Source organism: Paenibacillus sp. JJ-223, assembly GCF_927798175.1.
GTDB classification, from domain to species: domain Bacteria; phylum Bacillota; class Bacilli; order Paenibacillales; family Paenibacillaceae; genus Paenibacillus; species Paenibacillus hubeiensis.
Genome location: NZ_CAKMMP010000004.1, coordinates 321,767 through 341,517 on the forward strand (window position 1 = coordinate 321,767; position 19,751 = coordinate 341,517).

At 47.1% G+C, this 19,751-nt stretch carries 20 protein-coding genes and 3 pseudogenes; 10 read left to right on the plus strand and 13 right to left on the minus strand.

Features of this window, described 5'->3' with window-relative positions; translation table 11 throughout:
• The first annotated feature begins 97 nt into the window (after nucleotides 1–97).
• Nucleotides 98–655, plus strand: a complete 558-nt coding sequence (locus L6H98_RS09975) for a TetR/AcrR family transcriptional regulator C-terminal domain-containing protein (RefSeq protein WP_236414755.1) — start codon at nucleotides 98–100, stop codon at nucleotides 653–655.
• 121 nt (nucleotides 656–776) lie between these two features.
• Here L6H98_RS09975 and L6H98_RS09980 read toward each other — a convergent pair whose 3' ends face one another.
• A complete protein-coding gene (locus L6H98_RS09980) occupies nucleotides 777–1,331 on the minus strand; it encodes a dihydrofolate reductase family protein (RefSeq protein WP_236414756.1) in 555 nt (184 codons plus the stop codon).
• 274 nt (nucleotides 1,332–1,605) lie between these two features.
• Here L6H98_RS09980 and L6H98_RS09985 point away from each other — a divergent pair, with 274 nt between their 5' ends.
• The 3 genes and pseudogenes from L6H98_RS09985 to L6H98_RS09995 form a co-directional block, all read left to right on the plus strand.
• Nucleotides 1,606–1,851, plus strand: coding sequence for a helix-turn-helix transcriptional regulator (locus L6H98_RS09985; protein ID WP_236414757.1), 246 nt, complete (start codon nucleotides 1,606–1,608; stop codon nucleotides 1,849–1,851).
• The gene (locus L6H98_RS09990) at nucleotides 1,841–2,191 is read left to right on the plus strand and encodes a DUF2178 domain-containing protein (protein WP_236414758.1); all 351 of its coding nucleotides are present in this window, start codon (nucleotides 1,841–1,843) and stop codon (nucleotides 2,189–2,191) included. Before L6H98_RS09985 ends, L6H98_RS09990 begins: the two co-directional genes overlap by 11 nt.
• A 30-nt stretch (nucleotides 2,192–2,221) precedes the next feature.
• A pseudogene (locus tag L6H98_RS09995) lies at nucleotides 2,222–2,302 on the plus strand (oxidoreductase); the annotation flags it as partial.
• An 83-nt stretch (nucleotides 2,303–2,385) separates the two neighbouring features.
• Here the strand turns inward: L6H98_RS09995 and L6H98_RS10000 are convergent.
• The 3 genes and pseudogenes from L6H98_RS10000 to L6H98_RS10010 form a co-directional block, all read right to left on the minus strand.
• Nucleotides 2,386–2,628 carry a hypothetical protein gene (locus L6H98_RS10000; RefSeq protein ID WP_236414759.1) on the minus strand — a complete coding sequence of 81 codons (243 nt, stop codon included), beginning with the start codon at nucleotides 2,626–2,628 and terminating at the stop codon, nucleotides 2,386–2,388.
• 83 nt (nucleotides 2,629–2,711) lie between these two features.
• Complete coding sequence (locus L6H98_RS10005) at nucleotides 2,712–3,146, minus strand: hypothetical protein (RefSeq protein WP_236414760.1); 435 nt, start codon at nucleotides 3,144–3,146, stop codon at nucleotides 2,712–2,714.
• A gap of 149 nt (nucleotides 3,147–3,295) precedes the next feature.
• A pseudogene (locus L6H98_RS10010) lies at nucleotides 3,296–3,469 on the minus strand (SAM-dependent methyltransferase); the annotation flags it as partial.
• Nucleotides 3,470–3,681: 212 nt separating this feature from the next.
• Here L6H98_RS10010 and L6H98_RS10015 point away from each other — a divergent pair.
• Nucleotides 3,682–4,376: pseudogene (locus L6H98_RS10015) on the plus strand (LysR family transcriptional regulator substrate-binding protein); the annotation flags it as partial.
• A gap of 141 nt (nucleotides 4,377–4,517) precedes the next feature.
• Here the strand turns inward: L6H98_RS10015 and L6H98_RS10025 are convergent.
• The 5 genes from L6H98_RS10025 to L6H98_RS10045 form a co-directional block, all read right to left on the minus strand.
• Nucleotides 4,518–6,197 (minus strand): carbohydrate-binding protein, encoded by a 1,680-nt coding sequence (locus L6H98_RS10025; RefSeq protein WP_290371437.1) that lies wholly within the window; start codon nucleotides 6,195–6,197, stop codon nucleotides 4,518–4,520.
• 314 nt (nucleotides 6,198–6,511) lie between these two features.
• Complete coding sequence (locus L6H98_RS10030; protein WP_236414762.1) at nucleotides 6,512–8,149, minus strand: glycoside hydrolase family 43 protein; 1,638 nt, start codon at nucleotides 8,147–8,149, stop codon at nucleotides 6,512–6,514.
• Nucleotides 8,150–8,221: 72 nt separating this feature from the next.
• A complete protein-coding gene (locus L6H98_RS10035; protein ID WP_290371434.1) occupies nucleotides 8,222–10,198 on the minus strand; it encodes a YjhG/YagF family D-xylonate dehydratase in 1,977 nt (658 codons plus the stop codon).
• Between the two features lie 17 nt (nucleotides 10,199–10,215).
• Nucleotides 10,216–11,682, minus strand: coding sequence for an alpha-ketoglutaric semialdehyde dehydrogenase GucD (gucD, locus tag L6H98_RS10040; protein WP_236414764.1), 1,467 nt, complete (start codon nucleotides 11,680–11,682; stop codon nucleotides 10,216–10,218).
• Between the two features lie 23 nt (nucleotides 11,683–11,705).
• Nucleotides 11,706–12,581 carry a fumarylacetoacetate hydrolase family protein gene (locus L6H98_RS10045; RefSeq protein ID WP_236414765.1) on the minus strand — a complete coding sequence of 292 codons (876 nt, stop codon included), beginning with the start codon at nucleotides 12,579–12,581 and terminating at the stop codon, nucleotides 11,706–11,708.
• A 169-nt stretch (nucleotides 12,582–12,750) separates the two neighbouring features.
• Here L6H98_RS10045 and L6H98_RS10050 point away from each other — a divergent pair, with 169 nt between their 5' ends.
• Nucleotides 12,751–13,665 (plus strand): AraC family transcriptional regulator, encoded by a 915-nt coding sequence (locus L6H98_RS10050; protein ID WP_236414766.1) that lies wholly within the window; start codon nucleotides 12,751–12,753, stop codon nucleotides 13,663–13,665.
• Nucleotides 13,666–13,990: 325 nt separating this feature from the next.
• Here the strand turns inward: L6H98_RS10050 and L6H98_RS10055 are convergent, their stop codons facing one another.
• Together L6H98_RS10055 and L6H98_RS10060 are read right to left on the minus strand one after the other, a co-directional pair.
• On the minus strand, nucleotides 13,991–15,094 hold the full coding sequence (locus L6H98_RS10055; protein ID WP_236414767.1) for a HAMP domain-containing sensor histidine kinase: 1,104 nt from the start codon (nucleotides 15,092–15,094) through the stop codon (nucleotides 13,991–13,993).
• Nucleotides 15,085–15,804 carry a response regulator transcription factor gene (locus L6H98_RS10060; protein ID WP_236414768.1) on the minus strand — a complete coding sequence of 240 codons (720 nt, stop codon included), beginning with the start codon at nucleotides 15,802–15,804 and terminating at the stop codon, nucleotides 15,085–15,087. Before L6H98_RS10060 ends, L6H98_RS10055 begins: the two co-directional genes overlap by 10 nt.
• A gap of 184 nt (nucleotides 15,805–15,988) precedes the next feature.
• Between L6H98_RS10060 and L6H98_RS10065 the strand changes: the two genes are divergently transcribed.
• From L6H98_RS10065 to L6H98_RS10075, 3 genes are read left to right on the plus strand one after another with little or no spacing between them, the layout of a single operon-like run.
• A complete protein-coding gene (locus tag L6H98_RS10065) occupies nucleotides 15,989–16,720 on the plus strand; it encodes an ATP-binding cassette domain-containing protein (RefSeq protein WP_236414769.1) in 732 nt (243 codons plus the stop codon).
• Nucleotides 16,713–17,411, plus strand: a complete 699-nt coding sequence (locus tag L6H98_RS10070; RefSeq protein WP_236414770.1) for an ABC transporter permease — start codon at nucleotides 16,713–16,715, stop codon at nucleotides 17,409–17,411. Before L6H98_RS10065 ends, L6H98_RS10070 begins: the two co-directional genes overlap by 8 nt.
• 4 nt (nucleotides 17,412–17,415) lie before the next feature.
• Nucleotides 17,416–17,652 (plus strand): DUF4097 family beta strand repeat-containing protein, encoded by a 237-nt coding sequence (locus L6H98_RS10075; RefSeq protein ID WP_236414771.1) that lies wholly within the window; start codon nucleotides 17,416–17,418, stop codon nucleotides 17,650–17,652.
• A 29-nt stretch (nucleotides 17,653–17,681) separates the two neighbouring features.
• Here L6H98_RS10075 and L6H98_RS10080 read toward each other — a convergent pair whose 3' ends face one another.
• Nucleotides 17,682–18,131, minus strand: coding sequence for a MerR family transcriptional regulator (locus L6H98_RS10080; protein WP_236414773.1), 450 nt, complete (start codon nucleotides 18,129–18,131; stop codon nucleotides 17,682–17,684).
• A 172-nt stretch (nucleotides 18,132–18,303) separates the two neighbouring features.
• Between L6H98_RS10080 and L6H98_RS10085 the strand changes: the two genes are divergently transcribed.
• A complete protein-coding gene (locus tag L6H98_RS10085; protein WP_236414775.1) occupies nucleotides 18,304–19,155 on the plus strand; it encodes an aldo/keto reductase in 852 nt (283 codons plus the stop codon).
• Between the two features lie 105 nt (nucleotides 19,156–19,260).
• On the opposite strand, the gene L6H98_RS10090 is transcribed toward L6H98_RS10085, so the two are convergent.
• The gene (locus L6H98_RS10090) at nucleotides 19,261–19,716 is read right to left on the minus strand and encodes a DinB family protein (protein ID WP_236414777.1); all 456 of its coding nucleotides are present in this window, start codon (nucleotides 19,714–19,716) and stop codon (nucleotides 19,261–19,263) included.
• Nucleotides 19,717–19,751: the final 35 nt, after the last annotated feature.

Below are 19,751 nucleotides of genomic sequence, written 5' to 3' on the forward strand. Positions count from 1 at the left end.
ATGTATTTGTAGAATAAATAATATGATGTATAATAGGCCTCATCAACCGATAAAAACGCCAATATGTCGAAAAACGATACACAGAGAGGAATCTGTCATGGTAAATAAAACAACGGAAGACCTTAGAGTCAGAAGAACCCATAAGCTCCTGTACAATGCTCTATTTGATCTCATGGGCAAACACTCATTTGAACATATAACGGTGAAGCAAATTTGTGATTTGGCGATGGTGCACCGGACTACGTTCTATACGCATTTTCAGGATAAATTTGATTTACTTTCACGTGCCGTGCAGCAAATTGCCGAGGAAGAATTCAAGAACTTTGCCGAGGTATCCCTTTCTCCGTTCGATAATTTTCGGGAATTGTTTTCCGTTGCAGCGAAACATAAAACATTATTTTCACAGCTTTTATTTGAGGAAAGAGATTCCTTAAGGAATTTGCTGCGGAGGGATATGGGGGCAGGTATGAAGAAATACTTGGTTGAGCATCACTCCATTGAAGTAGATTCCATAGAAATACAAATTAAACTGGAGGCCTACATCGGAGCTGTTCTTGGTGTGTTAAATTGGTGGATGGAGAACAACATGTCTATTGATGAAGAGGAATTATACAAAAAGATGAATATCTTTTCAGAATGGACTTTCGCAGAATAGTCTCTCATTGCACCAAAAAACCGATCACGATGGAACCGACGGACAAGCCAGTCCCTAACGTTGAACGAAGAACCCTTCAAAACCACCATTAACGTGGGTTTGAAGGGTTCTTGTGCTTCGCTTATTTCTCATCTAAATGGTAGATGACTTGCACGACACCGGAAGCAAACGTTCTTGTATCCACCGTTTTCAAGTTTATTCTCTGTTTCATATCCATAAATAGCGGTTTTCCTTCTCCTAATATGACAGGGTGAATGGATAATCTAAATTCGTCAACTAACCCTAAATGAATAAACGTAGTCATCAGATTGGCTCCGCCATATAACCAAATATCTTTACCCGGTTTATTCTTTAATTTAATGACTTCTTCAACCATATTATTATTAATGTAGGTGGCTTTAGGACCTGTCTCGTTTTTAGTTCTGGAAAATACATATTTCTCTTTCGCATGAACCAGATCCCAAAACTCTTTCTCAGCATCGGTAGATTCGTTTTCTGGAGTAAATTGTCCCCATAAATCATAGCTTTTTCTTCCGTAGAAAATCGTATCAATTTGACTCAGAAAGTGATTAAACTCCATATCAGGATCCATGATGCACCAATCCACTTCCCCATTTTTCCCTTCAATGAAACCATCCAACGTAACGGCTAAATCTAAAATTACTCTTCGGCTCATCACTTGCATCTCCTTTCATTCATCTACGTTCAGTATAGATCTGAATTACGACAAATCACGTCGTAGTTAAGAAGAGAAGGTTCTTTTCAATTAGGCAAGCAGGGCTTTAAATTCATCCATTGAATTAAGGGAATCCTGAATGACGTCAGGTTCTTTCAGCATTCGGGCTCTTTTAAAACCAAGGTAATTCAAATAAAAATAAATATATTGCGTACTTTTATATAAGTTTACTTTACTTTTATAAAAATTGAGTTTATAATCGATCCATGAGGTGATGGTCGTGAAGAAAGATTTTGGTGATTCGATATCAAACAAGGTTTACGAATATCGTGTACTTGCCAGAATGTCTCAGCAAGAATTAGCAGAGAAAGTCGGGGTTTCCAAACAAACCATCTTCGTCATGGAAAAGGGAAATTATGTTCCAACTCTGCTGTTAGCTTTTCGAATTGCCGATTTTTTTAATGTCGATGTAAACGATATTTTTACTTATGTGAAAGGAAATGATCAAAATGATAACTAAGTTCTTCTCAGATGCCCATAATGCTATTTTTTCCCCTTTAAAGTCCTGGGCTGAACAGTCTACGGCAAATTGGAACATTCTCATTGGAGTTGGTTTTTTACTGGTTATGGGGAGCGCAATTTTAGTGTATGTATTGTATAAGAAAACCGGGCAAGACGACGAACGGACCAATAAAATCTTTTTGAAAAGCAGTTCCTACATGCTGTTGGCCATTATTCTATGTGACATCATTTTTCCTAAAGACGATATGTGGACCATCTTCTTCTTGTTCAAATATACGCTGGCATTTCTAGCCGGTGGAATTTACATGGCCGTCCAATATAAAAGGGATTTTTCATAAGGAAAGATCGAGAAGCGAGATTGGGGTGCAGTAGGGCTCGTTATTACTGGTTGTACTCATGTTTTACCTAATGGGCATGGATTTACGAATGAATTTGCTCGATACAACGATGAATTGTTCCAAGTTTACACCAAAGCAGCTGATCACTGATCGGCTGCTCTCTTGGTTATATTGAGTTTACGTTTCCCGTTAGTTCAATGTCGTGGCGCATAAATACGGTCAGTATCCGTATCAATTACAACATTTGGCCTGACATCTATTTCTTCTGAAGAAGGTAGACGCTCAAATTGAAACATCCTACAAAAAATATCTGCAAATTCACTTATGTTTGTACAACAGGTTTTGGCTATTTCATATTTCTTTCTTAATTCCGAAATTGAACATGTTTTGCCGATGATAAGTACATTTTCAAAATAACCATCAATTTCAACGATCAAGTTCATCACCGCCAGTTGCTATCCAGCCTGTAAGCTCAAAAGTATTGATACATAAAGATTAATAACGGCACCTCTTAGTTAAACTAAAGTTTCCCGATAGTTGAATCTAGAATCTTTAGATTGCCACTTCTTCCATAACTCGACTCAATTTCTTTAGACAATACTTTTGTTTGTTCCCCTAGATATTTCAAGGCGTTAGTCAAAACTGTTGTATCGTCGCCTAGCCGAGCCATAACGGTTACACTTACAACATTTCGAACATCAACATCATTACTTAAAGCCATTTGTTCAATAAACCCAAAAATTATAACAAGTAAATTTTCCTCACTTTTGGTTAATTTATAGTTAATTTGGAGTCGGTTGATTAAATATGGATTCAGTATATTGCCAAATGCAACGTGAGGCGGAATCTCCCCCTCTTCTTTCCATAATTCATTTAGCTCTTTTATGTATAGCGTATTTAATACCGGCAATAGCCTACGCATTTCGTGAACAACGTTTTTATAATTCAACGTCATCTCTTTCCTCCTTTAGCAAGGTTAATCCCTCTTAACTCTTCGACTTATTTGTTAAACTAACCTGCCCGTTAGTCGAACAAAAGCAGCCGACCATGTTGAGATCGGCTACCTTAATGTTTTTATCAAGCTATCGTTTCCCGTTAATTTAATCACTTGGCAGGCTTCTCTGCATCAATAATCAATGAGACAAAGCCTAATTTACCATTAATATTTCTATGATCAAAACGTTGGGAACGGAAAATTAAACCTTTGTTTTTGTCCCATTCCTTGTAACGAAATTTACCTTCTTCATCACAATATTCGAGTAAACGCACATTGAATCCGCATACACATTCTGGATATAAATGGATCTAACTCACTTCGGGATGGAACGATGTGATCTCTATCTTAATGAAATAGTTTTTGAAAAGAAAGAGATCACAAAAACTCCTTGTTCAAACAGAGTGCTTCCGAGCGAATTACGTCAACCATCACCTTAGAAAAGCTTTCAAGCTCCAACTGTGAAATTGCAGAATCATTGTGCTAACCTCCCGTTATGCTCCTGCGAAAGAGAGCAGAAGTTGATATGGTCGACAAATTAGAGGAAGAATTCAATAGCATGGAAGAAACCATAAGTGGCGATGTTTACATAGGCTGTGGAGAAACCGACGCCATGAAACAGATTGCACAGGTAGCAAAAGATATCCAAATATACGGTATCACCTCTACAGCGGAAACGAAGACGATGTGACTGAAAGGCTTGACAAAGGATTGATTGACTTTGGCATATTAATTCAACCCGCTGATTTATCAAAATACAATTATATCAATATCCCCGCCAAAGATGTTTGGGGCGTTATCATGAGGAAAGACAGTCCGCTGGCTTTCAAAGATACGATTCAAGCCGTGGATTTATTGAATGTTCCCCTAATCTGTTCACGTCAGGCTTTGAAACAGACGTTTTCCAAAAATGAATTTTCGGATTGGTTTGGTGAATATTTTGATAAACTCAACATCGTGACTACATTCAATCTTGCTTATAATGCTGCTATGATGGTTGAAGAAGGCCTTGGTTATGCCTTATCCCTTGATAAAATAGTGAATACATCTAGCGATAGTAACCTTTGTTTTAGACCGCTAGAACCCAGACTTGAGTCTGGGTTAAATATCGTATGGAAAAAGTATCAGGTTTTTTCGGCCGCTGCTGAACAGTTTTTAAATGAAATTCAGGAGAGATTTTCAAATCCTTAAACACGATCCGTCCCCAAATTCATTACGTTAATACACCATTAAAACATCATGAGTAACCCCCGTCGCAGGATACCGGCTAGCGGATCGAATGCAGAACGGGGGTTAGCATATTTATTGTCTTACATAAGCAGAATGGCACATTTATTGCACGGCTGTAACCGTGATATTATCCACATTCGGCCCTTCCGTGCCGGTTGTTACCACTGTAATCGTATTGGTTCCCGCGTTCATGGGAACCTGAATGGTTTTTTCACTCCAAGTCGACCAGCTGCCGGTTGCCGGGAAGGGTTCGTTGCTGATGACTTTGGTCCCGTTGACATAAATGTCGAGATTACGCGTTCCGCTTTCCAGCGCATAGCGAAACTTTACGTTTTTGGTACCTGTTATCACGTTATTGATGGCATTCCATTGAATGGCCGAACCTGTCAATGCGTTGAAGTTCACGTATCCAGACCCTGTGTATCCAGGATAGAGGGTCTCAATGACAGCATCGGTAAGTGTGGTGCCCGTCTCTGCCTCGTATGTGGTTCCACTACCCGGGTTCACGCCGCCGCCGGTGAGATCGGCTACGAACGTGGTTACGCTTTGGGCTGGCAGTTGTGCCGTAAAGGCTCCACCGGACACCGTAATCGGTGCTCCGCTTGCCAGGTTTCGACTGCTGTCCGTAACCCATGAGGATACCGTAGAGGCGTTCCCGTTCTGCAGAACGAATTTTTGGCTTGCAGCCGAGGTGCCGCGATTAATCGCCACAATGACCACCTTGTTGTCGCCTTTATAGGCCGAAACGAAAGTATTGGTATCCGGATTTTTGGTAGCATCTACTCTGTAGTAGCCTGGCCGTACAAATTTCGAGAAATGGGCCATATTATATCCACGTTTGCTAATGGTCCCGTTCTCATTCATCGGACCGTATTGTCTCCGAATGTACCACCATACATAAGCCTGGAAATCCCCTTCAACCATGGCGTTATGCATATGGTAAGATACGTCCAGTGCCTCAGGCCAGCGGTCCGACGAGTTGTTGTCACTGTTCGGGTAATACACCTCGGTCATCCACAGTTCTTTGCCTGCTCCTTTTTGCTTAAAGAGCGGGTATGCAAAATCTTTGAACTGAGTTCCATAGGTATGTGCTCCCAGAATGTCCATGTTGGCGAGTGCCTGAGGATCATTCAGGATCGGGTCAGACATGTTTTTCAAATACTGGAACGATTCAGGTGCCATGACCTTGGTATTTTGAATGGAACCGGCATTCTCCTTCATGAAACGAAGCATCTCCTGCGGTGTCCACCAGGTCCAGTCATGGGCATAATCCGGCTCATTTTGTACCGAGATGGCATACAGGTCTATGCCATTATTTTTCATATAAGTGACAAAGTCGTTCAGATGCTGCGCGTACGCGGCATATTTGTCGTATTTCAATCGTTTGGCGTTCGGATCCCCATTGTGATTAAAGGTTTCGACCATGTCGCTTGGCGGATTCCAAGGTGAAGCGAATACGAGGGCGCCTTGCTCTATCGCTCTTTTCGCGGTAGCAACCTCTCTGTACCAGTTGTTTCTATTTTCGTCGACATAGATTCTTAAAATGGAAAACCCAAGCTGATTTTGTCCGTTACCAAAGGCGGTTTCACGCTGAGCTGCCGTCAAGTCGCCGATCCAGGCCGGATGGTTAATTCCCCCAAAACCCTTGATGAGCTGTTTTTCGGAGGATAAATTAATGTTGGCATCACTGGCTGCTGACACGTGGGTCGGAGTTAACATTAGGGGCAGAGCCGTCAAACAGGCTAACAGAATATGGACGGATCTTTTTAAGTTCAATTTCAACATGTTCACCTTCCTCAAATGGATATACATACGAAAGCGCATTCAATACTATAAACTTGTTCAGTGCCCAATAGAATTGTACGTACCACACCCTCTCGAATTGCAAAAGAATTTGACTTATATTTGTAAATATTACTATATTATTCCCCGCTCCAAAACCTGACAAATTATAGTTCATTCATTTTTTGATCTCAAGCATGTCGGATTTCAATGACAATAAAAAAGATGACCCCTAATGAACATAGGAGTCATCTGCCGATTACGAAGCAAGCTCAAGTTAATATTCCAAAAATGTATACAACAAGGAGGTTCGTTCAGATGTGAATCGAATTGGTCCCTTTTTCAGCGGAGGCCGTTGGGTTGTTCTTTTCTTTGTAAACAAAGTAATCAAAATCAGCGTGTTTCCGGGTCCCGCCAAGATCCTGCGCACACAGACCGATATAGGTTCCCGTGAACCGGATGTATTCCGGGGATTCATCACACAGATGTGTGATATCCGTCCACCCGCCTGCCGGAACCCATGACGGATCATCGTCTAACGCATAGTAAAAGCAGGCACGATCATGATCGACCACGGTTTTTAAGCGAATCCGATGCCCCGATTTCAGTGGAATGTCCTCCTCCAAAACTTCATCATACACCCCGTATTTGGACTGAATGATGCCAAGGCACAACCCCTTGTCTTCATGATGCGTTACCCGTAGGTAGAGGTAATCCTGAGTATCGTAATACAGAATAAGTCCTGCCATTTGCTGCGGATGGTCCGGTGCGAATTCAAGGCACGTCTCGGCTTCGCACTCAAAAGCCTGCAACCTGCGGGCAAGCATGCTTTGTCTGTGCGTTGAACTCATCGATTCCATCCCATGCAAGCGTAAATAACCTGGACGTTCTGTCAGACTAAGCCATGTTGCATCCGGCGGGATGCGAAGTGTATTCCAATCGTGGCGAAGCTCGGCCTGATCAAAATGGTCCATCTCCCCTGGCGGTTCAAACGGGTGCGGCTTGATCATCGGTGCTGTCACCTGAAGCTCCGGATACCGATCCCCGCTTGCAAGCCTTAGCCATCCGTCATCACTCCAAGTACAACGCTGCAGAGCCGTCTCACGACCAAGGATGCAGTGTTTCTCCTGAACAGGTCTTCCCACTAGGTGCGCCATGTACCATTCGCCCGTGTGCGTCTCGACGAGACTGCCGTGACCCGCCTTTTGCAGCGGTAAATCCGTCCTGCCGTGTGAAGTGAGAACCGGATTAGCCGGATCAACCTCATAAGGGCCTTGTAACGAACGAGAGCGGGCAACTGTAACGGCATGCTCGTATCCGGTTCCGCCTTCAGCTGTAATCAAATAATAGTATTCGTTGTGTTTATACAGATGAGGCGCTTCCGTCAGTCCCAGTTCCGTTCCCTTAAAAATGTTAACCGCGGGTCCGACCAGCTTTTGTTCCTGAACCGAATATTCCTGCAGCACGATGCCTGCAAACCGGTTTTTGCCTTTGCGGTGATCCCAGATCATATTGACCAGCCACTTGCGTCCATCTTCGTCATGAAACAAGGAAGGATCAAAGCCACTGCTGTTCAAATATACCGGATCGGACCAAGGGCCCTCAATCTCCGTTGCTGTTACAAGATAATTATGAGTATCTTTAAAAGCGCCTATCCGGCTCTTCACATCGGTGTATATCAGATAAAACACGCCATTATCGTAGCTGAGACAAGGGGCCCATACGCCTCCCGAATTAATATTTCCCTCCATGTTCAACTGAGCCATGCGAGTCAACGGAGCAGCCATCGCGCGCCAATGAACCAGATCCCTGGAGTGGTGAATGCGTACACCCGGGAACCACTCGAAGGTAGACGTAGCGATATAATAATCTTCCCCAGCCCGGCATATGGAGGGATCAGGATGAAAACCGGGGAGAATGGGATTGGTAATCCTATTTTCGATCGTATTCATTAAAGAAACCTCCGGTAAGTAAGTGGGTAACTATACAAAACAGGTCAGAACATGATGCCAGAGTTGCTTGGTTCAGTGCCACCCCAGCGCTTTTTTGCCAGCCTCCAGAGCCGTTATGATCCGTTCGACATCGTACACATTGCCTCTCCACGTACCACCGCTGACGGATTGCAGTGCTGCCCACAATCGTGTATCCTCCGGCAGCGCTTCATCTGGCCGCATATCCGGATGAAAAGGCCGCTGTGCCAGGATGAGTGCTCCTTCTTCGGGGGAAACCTCCATCCCTTCTTCTCCGACAAAATTAATGCTTCCATCCAGGGTGCTTCGATCCACCACAATGTCAATCAAGTCACCGTTCCGCAGTTTACCGATCGGCCCGCCGGCCAGCGCTTCGGGACCAACATGCCCAATACACGCACCGGTGGACACACCGGAGAACCGGGCATCGGTAATGAGTGACACGTATTTTCCAAAGGACAGATGCTTGAGCGCAGACGTAAGCTGATAGGTCTCCTCCATCCCGGTCCCGGAGGGCCCGCGTCCAAGCAGAACGATGATGTCCCCTGCCCGAATTCCGCCTGTTTTGATCGCCCGGATCGCTTCACGCTCCGTTGTAAACACCTTTGCTGTACCCCGATGACGATATACCCCGTGCTCATCCAGTACATCCGGGTCGATGGAGGTGGATTTGATAACCGAGCCTTCGGGGGCAATATTGCCGGTCGGGAATGTCACGGTGGAGGAAATCCCGAGACGCTGCGAGTGTTCTGCACTCATGATGACGCTGTCCGGATCAATGCCGTCCTTCTCCTTCAATTGTTTCCGCATGACATGGCGGCGTTCTGACGATTCCCACCAATCCAGCACTTGCCCCAAAGATGTGCCGCTTACTGTCGGAACAGACTCATCAAGTAAACCAAGCTGCCTGAGGTGAAGCATGACCTCGGGGACACCTCCGGCCTGGAAAACACGAATAGTCGGGTAAAAGATGGGGCCGTTCGGCAGAGCACTCACCAGTCTCGGAACATTCTTGTTGACCTGAATCCAGTCCTGAACGCCGGGCAGCGTTAAACCAGCCGCATGAGCGATCGCCGGGATGTGAAGAAGCAGATTGGTAGATCCGCCGAACGCGGCATGTACAATCATTGCATTGCGAATCGATGCATCTGTGACAATGTCCGCCATCTTCATCCCTTGGGTCTCCATATGGATGAGTGCACGCGAGGATTGCCGTGCCATCTCGATCCAGATCGGCTGCCCTGAAGGGGCCAGAGCGGCATGAGGCACCGTCATGCCCATGGCCTCGGCTACCACCTGGGCTGTTGCCGCTGTCCCCAGGAACTGACAGCCGCCGCCCGGTGTAGCGCAAGCCCGGCATCCCAATTCCGATGCCATTTCCAGCGAAAGCTCACCATTGGCGTACCTTGCGCCGATGGTTTGAATTTTACCCGCGTCTTCTCCGTTTGTAGGCGGAAGGGTAACGCCGCCGGGAACGATCACTCCTGGCAGCTGCGGCATACCCGCAAGAGCAAGCATCATGGCGGGCAGTCCCTTATCACAAGTTGCAACGCCGAGCACGCCTTTTCGCGTGGGCAGGGATCGAATCAATCTGCGGAATACGATAGCGGCATCGTTCCGGTACGGCAGCGAGTCGAACATGCCGGCTGTTCCTTGCGACCTGCCGTCGCAAGGATCGCTGACATAGCCGGCAAACGGGATTCCGCCGCGGCTGGACAGTTCTTCTGCCGCCGCCTTCATCAGCAGACCAACCTCCCAGTGCCCCGTATGATAACCGAGAGCAGCAGGACTGCCATCCTCGTTTCGAATACCGCCTTGCGTACTCAGGATCAGAAACTGTTTTCCGTTTAATTCTCCAGGCTTCCAGCCCATTCCAACATTCTGGGACATGCCGAACAAGTCGCCGCTTGGAGCATTTCGCAGCAAATCGTCGGTCAAAGGCAGACGTCCTGCAGCCCCTGGAGCATGAGCTGTAATCCCGAAGAAGTCGGACTCCTTCTCCCCCATAATCGACATGATCTGTTCGTACATGATACCCTCCCCGCAGTTTATGACTTCACGAAGACGGTTTTGATGGCGGTGAAAAATTCGATAGCCGCTTGTCCCTGCTCTCTGGAATGCGAACTGGACATTTTCATCCCGCCAAACGGAGCCTGCAGCTCTACACCGGCCGTTTCCGCATTGATTCTTACAAGTCCGGCATCCATATCCCGGATGAACGAAAGCATAGCCCCGACATTTTGTGTGTAGATCGAAGCACTTAAACCATAATCACTGTCATTTGCCGACGCTATAGCCTCTTCAAGGGAATCCACCGGAATCAAGGCCAGTACCGGGCCGAATATTTCTTCCCGGGCAATGGACATATGTGATTCGACACCTTCAAATACGGTCGGCTCGACATAGAATCCTTCTGCAAGCTCAGGACTGTCCGGTCTTTTTCCTCCAGCGAGCAGGACTGCACCTTCATCCTGTCCTTTTTGAATATAGCTCAGTACGGTGTTGAGCTGTCCTTCGCTTGCACATGGGCCCATCCAGCTGCCGGCAGACATGCCGTCGCCCAACCGGATTTCTTGTATCTGCGACAGAAGCTTTTCTTTGAAAGCATCATAAACTTTGCGTTCAATAATAACGCGGCTGGTGGCCGTGCATTTTTGACCCGTTGATTTCAGGCCGCCGCTGATCGTTCCCTCTACAGCGAGATCCAGATCAGCGTCGGCTGCAATGATGATCGGGTTTTTGCCGCCCATTTCAAGCTGGTACTTGGCTCCACGAGCAAGGGCTGCAGCGCCGACCCGCTTTCCGACTTCATTGGAGCCTGTAAACGTTATGCCGTTCACATCCGGATGCTCGGCAAGTGCGGAACCGATTACCGAGCCTTTGCCGCACACGAGATTGAGAACCCCGGCCGGAATGCCGGCTTCCTCAAAACATTCCATTATTTTGGCTGCCGTAACCGCCGTTTCCTGGGCCGGCTTCAATACAACCGTATTGCCATAGATCAAAGCAGGTGCCGTTTTCCAGATGGGAATAGCCACCGGGAAGTTCCATGGCGCAATTACGCCGACTACGCCAAGCGGTACACGGGTCGTGAACATTAATGCTTCGCTATCCGTCGACGGAATCACATCACCCGTTTTGCGCATGCCTTCCCCTGCGTAATACCTCAAGATGGCGACGCCGCGCATCGTCTCTCCTTTGGCTTCAGGGAATGTTTTCCCCATTTCTCTCGTCATGGCTTCTGCCACCTCGTCGGCCCGGCGTTCCAGCACGTTTGCTGCCTGAAAAAGATAATTGCCCCGTTCTGCGCCGGTTAATCTCCGCCAGGTCTTCGCAGCCGCTTTTGCCGCTGCCACAGCATCGTTCAGATCCTCTACGCCGGAGACAGGCACATGCCCTACGATTTCTTTTCGATTCGCCGGATTCATGCTGGGTTCCGTCTTTCCGGACGCTGCCTTCACCCATTCTCCGTTAATAAAATTGTTATAGGTCTGCTCTAACTGAAAAACGCTCATCGCCTTCATCCTCCTTAAGTCAACTAGTTTGAAATGACAGGATTAACGAGAGTCCCAATCCCGCTTATGGATATTTCAATACGGTCTCCGGATTCAAGCGTAAAATCATTGGGCGGTACAATATTGGTACCTGTCAGTAGAACCGTGCCGTCAAACAAATCGTTGTCTCTTGCTAAAAAGGAAACCAGTTCATCCAGCTTTCGGTTTAATTCACTTGTACTGGCTTCACTCTTCACCACCAATTCCCCATCGCGGAATATTTCGCAGACGATGTTAAGGTCATAAGGATTCTGGACCGTTTCCGCCAGACGAATCGCCGGACCGATCGAGCAGGAACTGCGCCATATTTTGGCCTGCGGCAGATAGAGCGGGTTATCCCCTTCAATGTCCCGGCAGCTCATGTCATTGCCCACGATGTATCCCGCAATGGTGCCATCTGCGGCAAGCACCAGTCCGAGCTCTGGCTCCGGGATCTGCCAAGTGGAATCGCTGCGAAGGGTAACCGCTTCATTCGGTCCAACGGTGCGGGCTGCTGTGGATTTGAAGAAGATCTCGGGACGTTCTGCATCATATACCTTGTCGTAAAAGGTGTTCGCATCCAGCTTGCCATCCGTTGCTTCATAGTTTCGCGCTTCCCTGCTCCGCTGATAAGTTACACCCGCCGCCCATACTTCCGGAGCTTCCACGGGTGTGATCAGGTGCAGGGAAGTCCAGTCGCCGCTCAGCTCGTTTAGCGGTTTAAAAGCGCTTTCAACCAGTTGAACTGGAGAAATTCCCCGTTCCCTTGCTTGATAGATCAGCGTCATGAAATCTGCTTGCGGCAAACGATAGGCTTTTTCATCATCCGTAACTGCTGCCAGCCACTTCTGTTGTCCATCCAGAAATCGAATAATTCTCATTCATGCTTGCCCCCATTCTCCCCTTCGGGGTGATAACACTACCATAGCATCAGCTAAGATTCATGACGATGTGCTAATCACTCCGACGACTTACCCTTTTCACGCATTTTTTTTCTGTTAATATGAATTTATCAGTATTTGGAATACAGAGCATTAAGAGGAGGTTGCTGTGACCAAAATCCCGGAAGCCATGTATTTAGGCCGTCTACCCGATGTTCGCATGTCTTTTCAGTTACTGGGGCTGCATGCAAGAAAAGTAGATTCCAACTGGACGTATCCATCCCATGAGCATTCCATGTATGAAATCCACTGGATGTTGAACGGTCAGATGGACATGGTGGTTAACGGACAGTTGTACAGTCAGTCTGCTGGAGACCTTCTGTTCATCCGCCCCGGTATGACCCATTCCTGCACCGGTGCCGGACCGCAGGGCTTCTCTTACTTTTCCGTTCATTTCAGCGTACATGATATCTCCTTTTGCAGAGAGCTCAACCGGTCCAAGGATATTTATTATCCGGCAGATTCGAATTTAGCCCTGGGACTTTCCTCTTCACTGTGTACGCTGTATGATCTGGCCACGGAGCACTTATCCATCCCGCTGTCTTCCTCCAAACAGATGAAGGTGCATGCTGCCGTATTCGAATTGCTCGGCTCCCTGGTCGGCCAGTTATCTCAGAACGCATCCGTGACCTTATCCAGAAAAGAAGCCATCGCCCATCAAATCGCTGAGCACATTGAGGATTCCGTTAGATATATCCATCTTCATGGTGAAATCCGGGATAGCGAGCGAACCTGGATCCAGGACATTGCCAAGTCGCTGAACATTAGTCCGTCGCAGGTCAATCGAATTTTTCGGCAGGTATATGGCACAGCACCGCGCAAGTTTCTATCAGAAACCCTTCTGAACGAAGCCCAGCGGCTGTTAAAGCAAACCGACCTAAGCATTGACCACATTGCGATGATGTTAGGATATAAGACCAATGCGCATTTCAGCAGGCAGTTCAAGCGGTGGACAGGCATTGCGCCAAGCGAATTTCGCAGCCATTCCCAGCAGGCTCCAGCAGCCGACCATCCTGATCATTGAAGAATCCGCTCATATCAACGGAGAGCTGTACGAAACACGTCTCCGTATAAGATACTCAGGCCCCCACGTAGGGCATTACAAAAATCACATCGAAATATGCACTGCGGATGTTCAAATGAAATAGCAGCTGCTGGCGTCCAGCAGCTGCTATTTCATTACGCAGGTCGAACCTGCTAAGCCGTTAATTCCAAGGTAAATGAAGCCAATCTCGCGCCTTCTGTAAGTAATACACGTTCTCCCCTTTTCCTTCAAAAGGCCCCCATTCAAGCCGCAGGAAGCCATTTTCCGCCTGAAGAATAGTTCCGTCCACGTTAAAAAAGATCCGTTAGTGTGGATTTGATTTCAACAATCGAATGGTAAACGAGGTCCCTTGTGAGAGTTCACTTTTAACCGTGATCGTGCCGTTATGGGCTTGAATCAGCTTATAGACGATGGCCATGCCCAATCCCGTGCCCTCGGAAGCAGCATCCGTCGTAGTGCCACGGAAATATTGCTGGAATACATGTTCTACCGTATGGGGCGGCATGCCTACGCCGTTGTCTGCAATGCGAATCGTCGCATGCTCTCCTGTTTCCTCGATCTCGACGTAGATATCCGTATGTTCCGGGTTATGGATGATGGAGTTCATCATAATATTTTGCAGGATACGCTGCATGTATTTCATGTCAAAATCGACGTGAATGACCGACGGATCTGCTTGAAAATGCAAGCGGTAGCTGCTTGCTTGCGGAGTATTGCTGATATCCGCAACTGCCCTTTTGGTAAATTCGACGATATCCTGCATCGTCTTCTGCAGTGGCAGCGCGCCTTCAGCGCTATGGAGCTGTGTGACGAGGCTTAAATCTTGTATCAATTCCTCCATATGCTTCCCTTTGCCGTCCATTTCCCGGATGAACGACATCGCCTCTTCCTTCGACCACTCGTATTGCTCATTTAATAAGAGAGCCGAATATCCTCTGATATAGGTCAAGGGTGTTTTCAAATCATGGGATATCCCCGCAATCCATTCCTGCTTGGCTTGTTCGATCCGGTTTCTCTCCACTTCGTTTGCTTGCAAGGTGCTGCCCAAGGATTGAAGCTGCTGGAGCACCTCCTTATACAAGCGGTACCGCATGCGTAATTTTCCGGTTCGGTTATATATGTTCGCCATATTGCCGGGCTCCATGTAGTTGTCCCGCGAGAGCTGCTGAATCCAGGACATAAGGAAGCCGATCGGACCGCCGAAATACCAGCCGAACAAAGCGATGCATAGCAGCGTGCTAACCCCGAAAATCCCCCCTACGATAAGACCCTCATCATCCATGCTGATGTGAAAACCAAGCAAGGGAAGAAGGCCTTCCACAATAATAGCAATAGATATCCCCGTACCCAGAAGCCACAGCACGAGCCCTAATGCCAAGTGAATCGTGAATCGAGTTTTTATTCGCATAGCCGTACCTCATTCGGGGGGATGAATTTATAACCGATTCCTCTTAAGTTCACGATGATTTTGGGTTTTCGGGTATCGTCACCGAGCTTCTTGCGCAGCTTGGAAATATGAATCGTAACCGTTTTTTCTTCCCCGAACACATCATTTCCCCATACCAACTCGTATAGCTGGCCCGTCGTAAAGATATGATTGGGGTGCTTGCAGAAGAAATGAAGAAGGTCCAGCTCCTTCGCCGTGCAATCGACGGTTTGGCCCTTCACGGTTAACGTGGCCGACTCCGGATGAAATGAGAAGTACCCGTAATCGTATGCCGTATTTTGTTGATACGCGCGTTCGAGGATCTTTTGCCGGCGAAGGATCGCCTTGATTCGGGCAACGACCTCCAATGGATTAAAAGGTTTGGTGATATAATCGTCTCCGCCGATCCCGAGCCCCGTTAATTTGTCGAAGTCGGTGGAGCGGGCGCTTATGAAAATAATCGGTGCATTCGTATGTTTCCGAATCTCCGTACAGAGCTCAAAGCCGCTTAGATCCGGGAGCATGATATCCAGCAAAATCATATCATACGTCTTTTCTCTGACGCGCTGCAACGCGTCTCTGCCCGATGATGCCGTGTCCATATGCGTAAAATTCTCTTTCCGAAGCGTGATCTCCAGCAGCTTCAAAATGCCGATTTCATCATCGACGGCTAGTATGGATGCAGATTCCATGTTGATCTTCCCTCATTTCAAACGTGTCCTGAATCTTCTCTTTCTATCTTACTCCATTTACAAATTCAGGAGGTTGATTCAAGTAAAATGTTACGTGTTTTTTCCGTACCGTTTACTTTATTTTTACTTTCATTCCCTAAGCTTAGGGTAATACATCCATAAATTGATCGGGAGGAACTCAGGAATGGAAGCCATCATTCAAATCCATCAAGTCAGTAAGACGTTCCAGGGCACAGATACCATTAAGAACGTCAATATGAGCATCAGCAGAGGAGAAATTTACGGTTTTTTAGGTCCGAACGGGGCAGGAAAAACAACGATTATGAAAATGATATTAAATTTGGTCAAACCCTCTTCCGGTGAAATCCGGGTATTTAATCAGATCGTTACGCCAACGTCCCATCAATACTTAAAAAGAATCGGCAGCATCATTGAATATCCCGTATTTTACGATCGGCTGACGGCGGAAACGAATTTGGAGTTTCACTGCAGGTATATGGACTACAGCGATAAGCCTGCGATCAAGGACGCGCTGGAGATCGTAGGTCTGCAAGGAGTAGGGAAGAAAAAGATCCATGAATTCTCGCTGGGCATGAAACAACGGTTAGGCATTGCACGTGCGATCGTGACGAAGCCGGATATTCTCATCCTCGACGAACCGATCAACGGCCTTGATCCGATCGGGATTAAAGAAATGCGGGAGCTTCTGCTGTTATTAAAGAAAAAATACAAAACAACCATTTTAATTTCGAGTCATATTGTGTCGGAAATCGAATCGGTCGCCGATACGGTTGGCATTATTCATCAAGGCACTTTTTTACAAGAAGTCAAGATGGAAGACATCCGAAAACAACATGCGGGATCGTTAGAAGAGTATTTCATCAATCTCATTCATGGGGGCCAACGTTATGCTTAAACTTATCCAACTCGAATGGCAAAAAAACAATCTATCTCACAATCTTAAAGGGGTCTTCATTTGCATGGTGGCCATTTACGCTGCCGTTGTCCTTATGACGTTGGGTACCCAGGGCGAGAGCGAACCTATGGATTATGCCGAATTTATGTCTTTAACGGATATTTTGATCCGGATCACCTTTATCATTTTCGCAAGCGTGATTTTATCCCGTTTAGTGATTGAAGAATATAAGAGCAAGATGATCCAAGTGTTGTTCACCTATCCGCAGCAGCGAAAAAAAATAATGCAAGCCAAGTTATTGATCGTGTATGTATTCTGTTTCTTCAGCATCCTTGTAACGACGTTGATGATTAATCTGTTAACGTATTTCCTGAATCCGATCCTAGGGTTATTTGACGCACCGGTTCGTCTTGATGAAATGGCTGCCACCCTTCCGTCAACGCTGTTAAACGCCTTTATGATCGCAGGAATCAGCCTGATTCCGCTAATTTTTGGCATGAGAAAAAAGTCGACGGCTTCCACCATTACATCCGCTGTCATCATTGGATTTCTGGTTAACGCCACGGTGTCTGACGGAGGAAGCTCGTCCAGCCTGTTCCAATTCATTGCCATTCCGATCATACTCTGTCTGCTTGGTCTTCTCCTCGGCTATCTTTCTTTTTACAAAATCGATCAAAACGACGTGGCCTAAACATGTGTTCCAAGGAAAATGGCTGCACGTAGAAACAAACTCCGGAGATATCACCGTAGCTTATACTACACCTCCTGCTTCATTAAAGCTGATGGCAAGCAGTGACTCGGCGGATATCCGTGTTGGCTTCGATGGCTTTGTGGAGCAGCAGAACACGGAAAGATTGATGGAAGGCACAATTGGGGATGGATCTAACACACTGGAGCTTGTCAGCCATGCAGGAACGATAACCGTAAAATAATTCAATACCGGTTACCTTACGAATATTTCTCAAGCCTTTCGAACGGAGGGCGAGTAAAATACATCACTATGCATATGCTTGATTTTGTCCCAGTTGCCAGGATTCATCGTGTCTGGAGAGCGGTGCTCCAAAATGGCCTGATACAGGTCGGTTTTTTGTTCCAGATGAGCAACGTGCAATTTGGCTTCTTCAAGCTTGGCGATTGCCTCCTCTTTGTGCTTCATCATGAGTGCGTAGCGCTGCGGGAGGGTCGAATCCCCTTCAAGACAGAGATCGACGTACTTTTTAATGACCTCAATCGGCATCCCGGATTGCTTGAGGCATTTGATGCCATGCAGCCAGTTGATCGATTCTTCGTCAAACATGCGAATGTTGTTTTGATTGCGCTGCACGCTTGGCACCAGACCTTTATCCGTGTAAAAGCGTACTGCATGCTCGGTGAGTCCCGTTATGAGGGCGGCTTCTTTGACCGTATGCATGTGAAACCCTCCTTGAAAAATAAATGTATAAAGACACTTGCCTTCGTGTAACACGAAGGTGGTAGGTTTATTGTAATGCAAATCGACCGTAAGCGGAAGCCCCGCTGAGATACCCGATTTCCGAGTTTCGTGGCCGTTTGCGTTTTTCAATTAAACACTAGGAGGAATTACAATGCAAACCGTAACATTGAACAATGGCGTGAAAATGCCGATCATCGGTTTTGGTGTCTACCAAATTCCGGATGCAGAAGAATGCGAAAACGCCGTATACGAAGCGCTGATGGCCGGTTACCGCTTGATTGATACCGCTGCCGGTTATCTGAATGAGGAAGCGGTCGGACGCGCGATCAAGCGCAGCGGCGTGCCGCGTGAGGAGCTGTTCATCACGACCAAGCTCTGGGTTCAGGATGCCGGATACGAGAGTGCCAAGCTGGCTTTTGCCAAATCCCTGAAGAAGCTGCAGCTCGACTATCTCGATCTCTACCTTATTCACCAGCCGTTCGGCGATTACTACGGCGCTTGGCGTGCAATGGAAGACCTGTACCGCGAAGGCAAGATCAAGGCGATCGGTGTCAGCAACTTCCTGCCCGACCGTCTGATGGACCTCATTGTGCATAATGAAATCGTGCCCGCCATCAACCAGGTCGAAACGCACCCGTTCTATCAGCAAATCGAGAGTGCCGCTTTTATGAAAGAACAGGGAGTACAACATCAGTCGTGGGCACCGTTCGCGGAAGGGCTCAACAACATGTTCAGCAACGAAGTGCTGGCATCAATCGCGACAAAACATAATAAGTCCGTCGCCCAGGTCGTATTGCGTTGGCTTGTTCAGCGTGAAGTCGTTGTCATTCCAAAATCGGTGAAAAAAGAGCGGATCATCGAAAACTTCGACATTTTCGATTTTGAGTTAAGCGCGGACGATATTGAACAAATTGCGGCCCTCGATACGCGGGAAAGTCTTTTCTTATCGTACCGCGATCCGGAAGTCGCCAAGATGATGGGCAACTGGAGAGTGGATCTGTAAACCATGATCGAATCCTAAACTTATCACGTGTTTTTCCTTATCTAATGAAAAAGGACAGGTCGGTCTGAGTTGACCCCTGTCCTTATTTACTTAAAGCCTGCCCTGTTAAAGCCTCGCGAACGTGATGTAATCGACTTGGACTGGCTCTGCCGATTCGCTTCGAAGTGCCCGGTTGATCTGTCCCCGGTGATATTGCCCATGCAGGATAACCTGCGACAGGATGTCCCGGACGGATGATCGGAACGGCAACCCGCTCTGGTTCGCATAGTCGATCATCTCATCCAACTCGGATTCCTCGAGCCCTTCGATATAGACGCGATATTGCGCGGCATTTTCTTCGAACATCGTCCGGATTGCCGTCAGGTCTTCCGTTTCCTCCCAGAGCGAATATGAAGCGCTGCCCTTGCCCTGCAATCGGGATAACCAAACTAGTTCCGCGACCGCGACGTGCCTAACCAGCTTCAGAAGGTCTTTGTTCTTCGTCCCACTCTCTTCGAGCGCGTCCAGGATGCGTCCGTCCGCCCAGTACAGATGGTCCATCATACACTTGATCGTCTTCATTTCGGCTTCCCCCTCTTCGTTTTAGCAACTGGAAC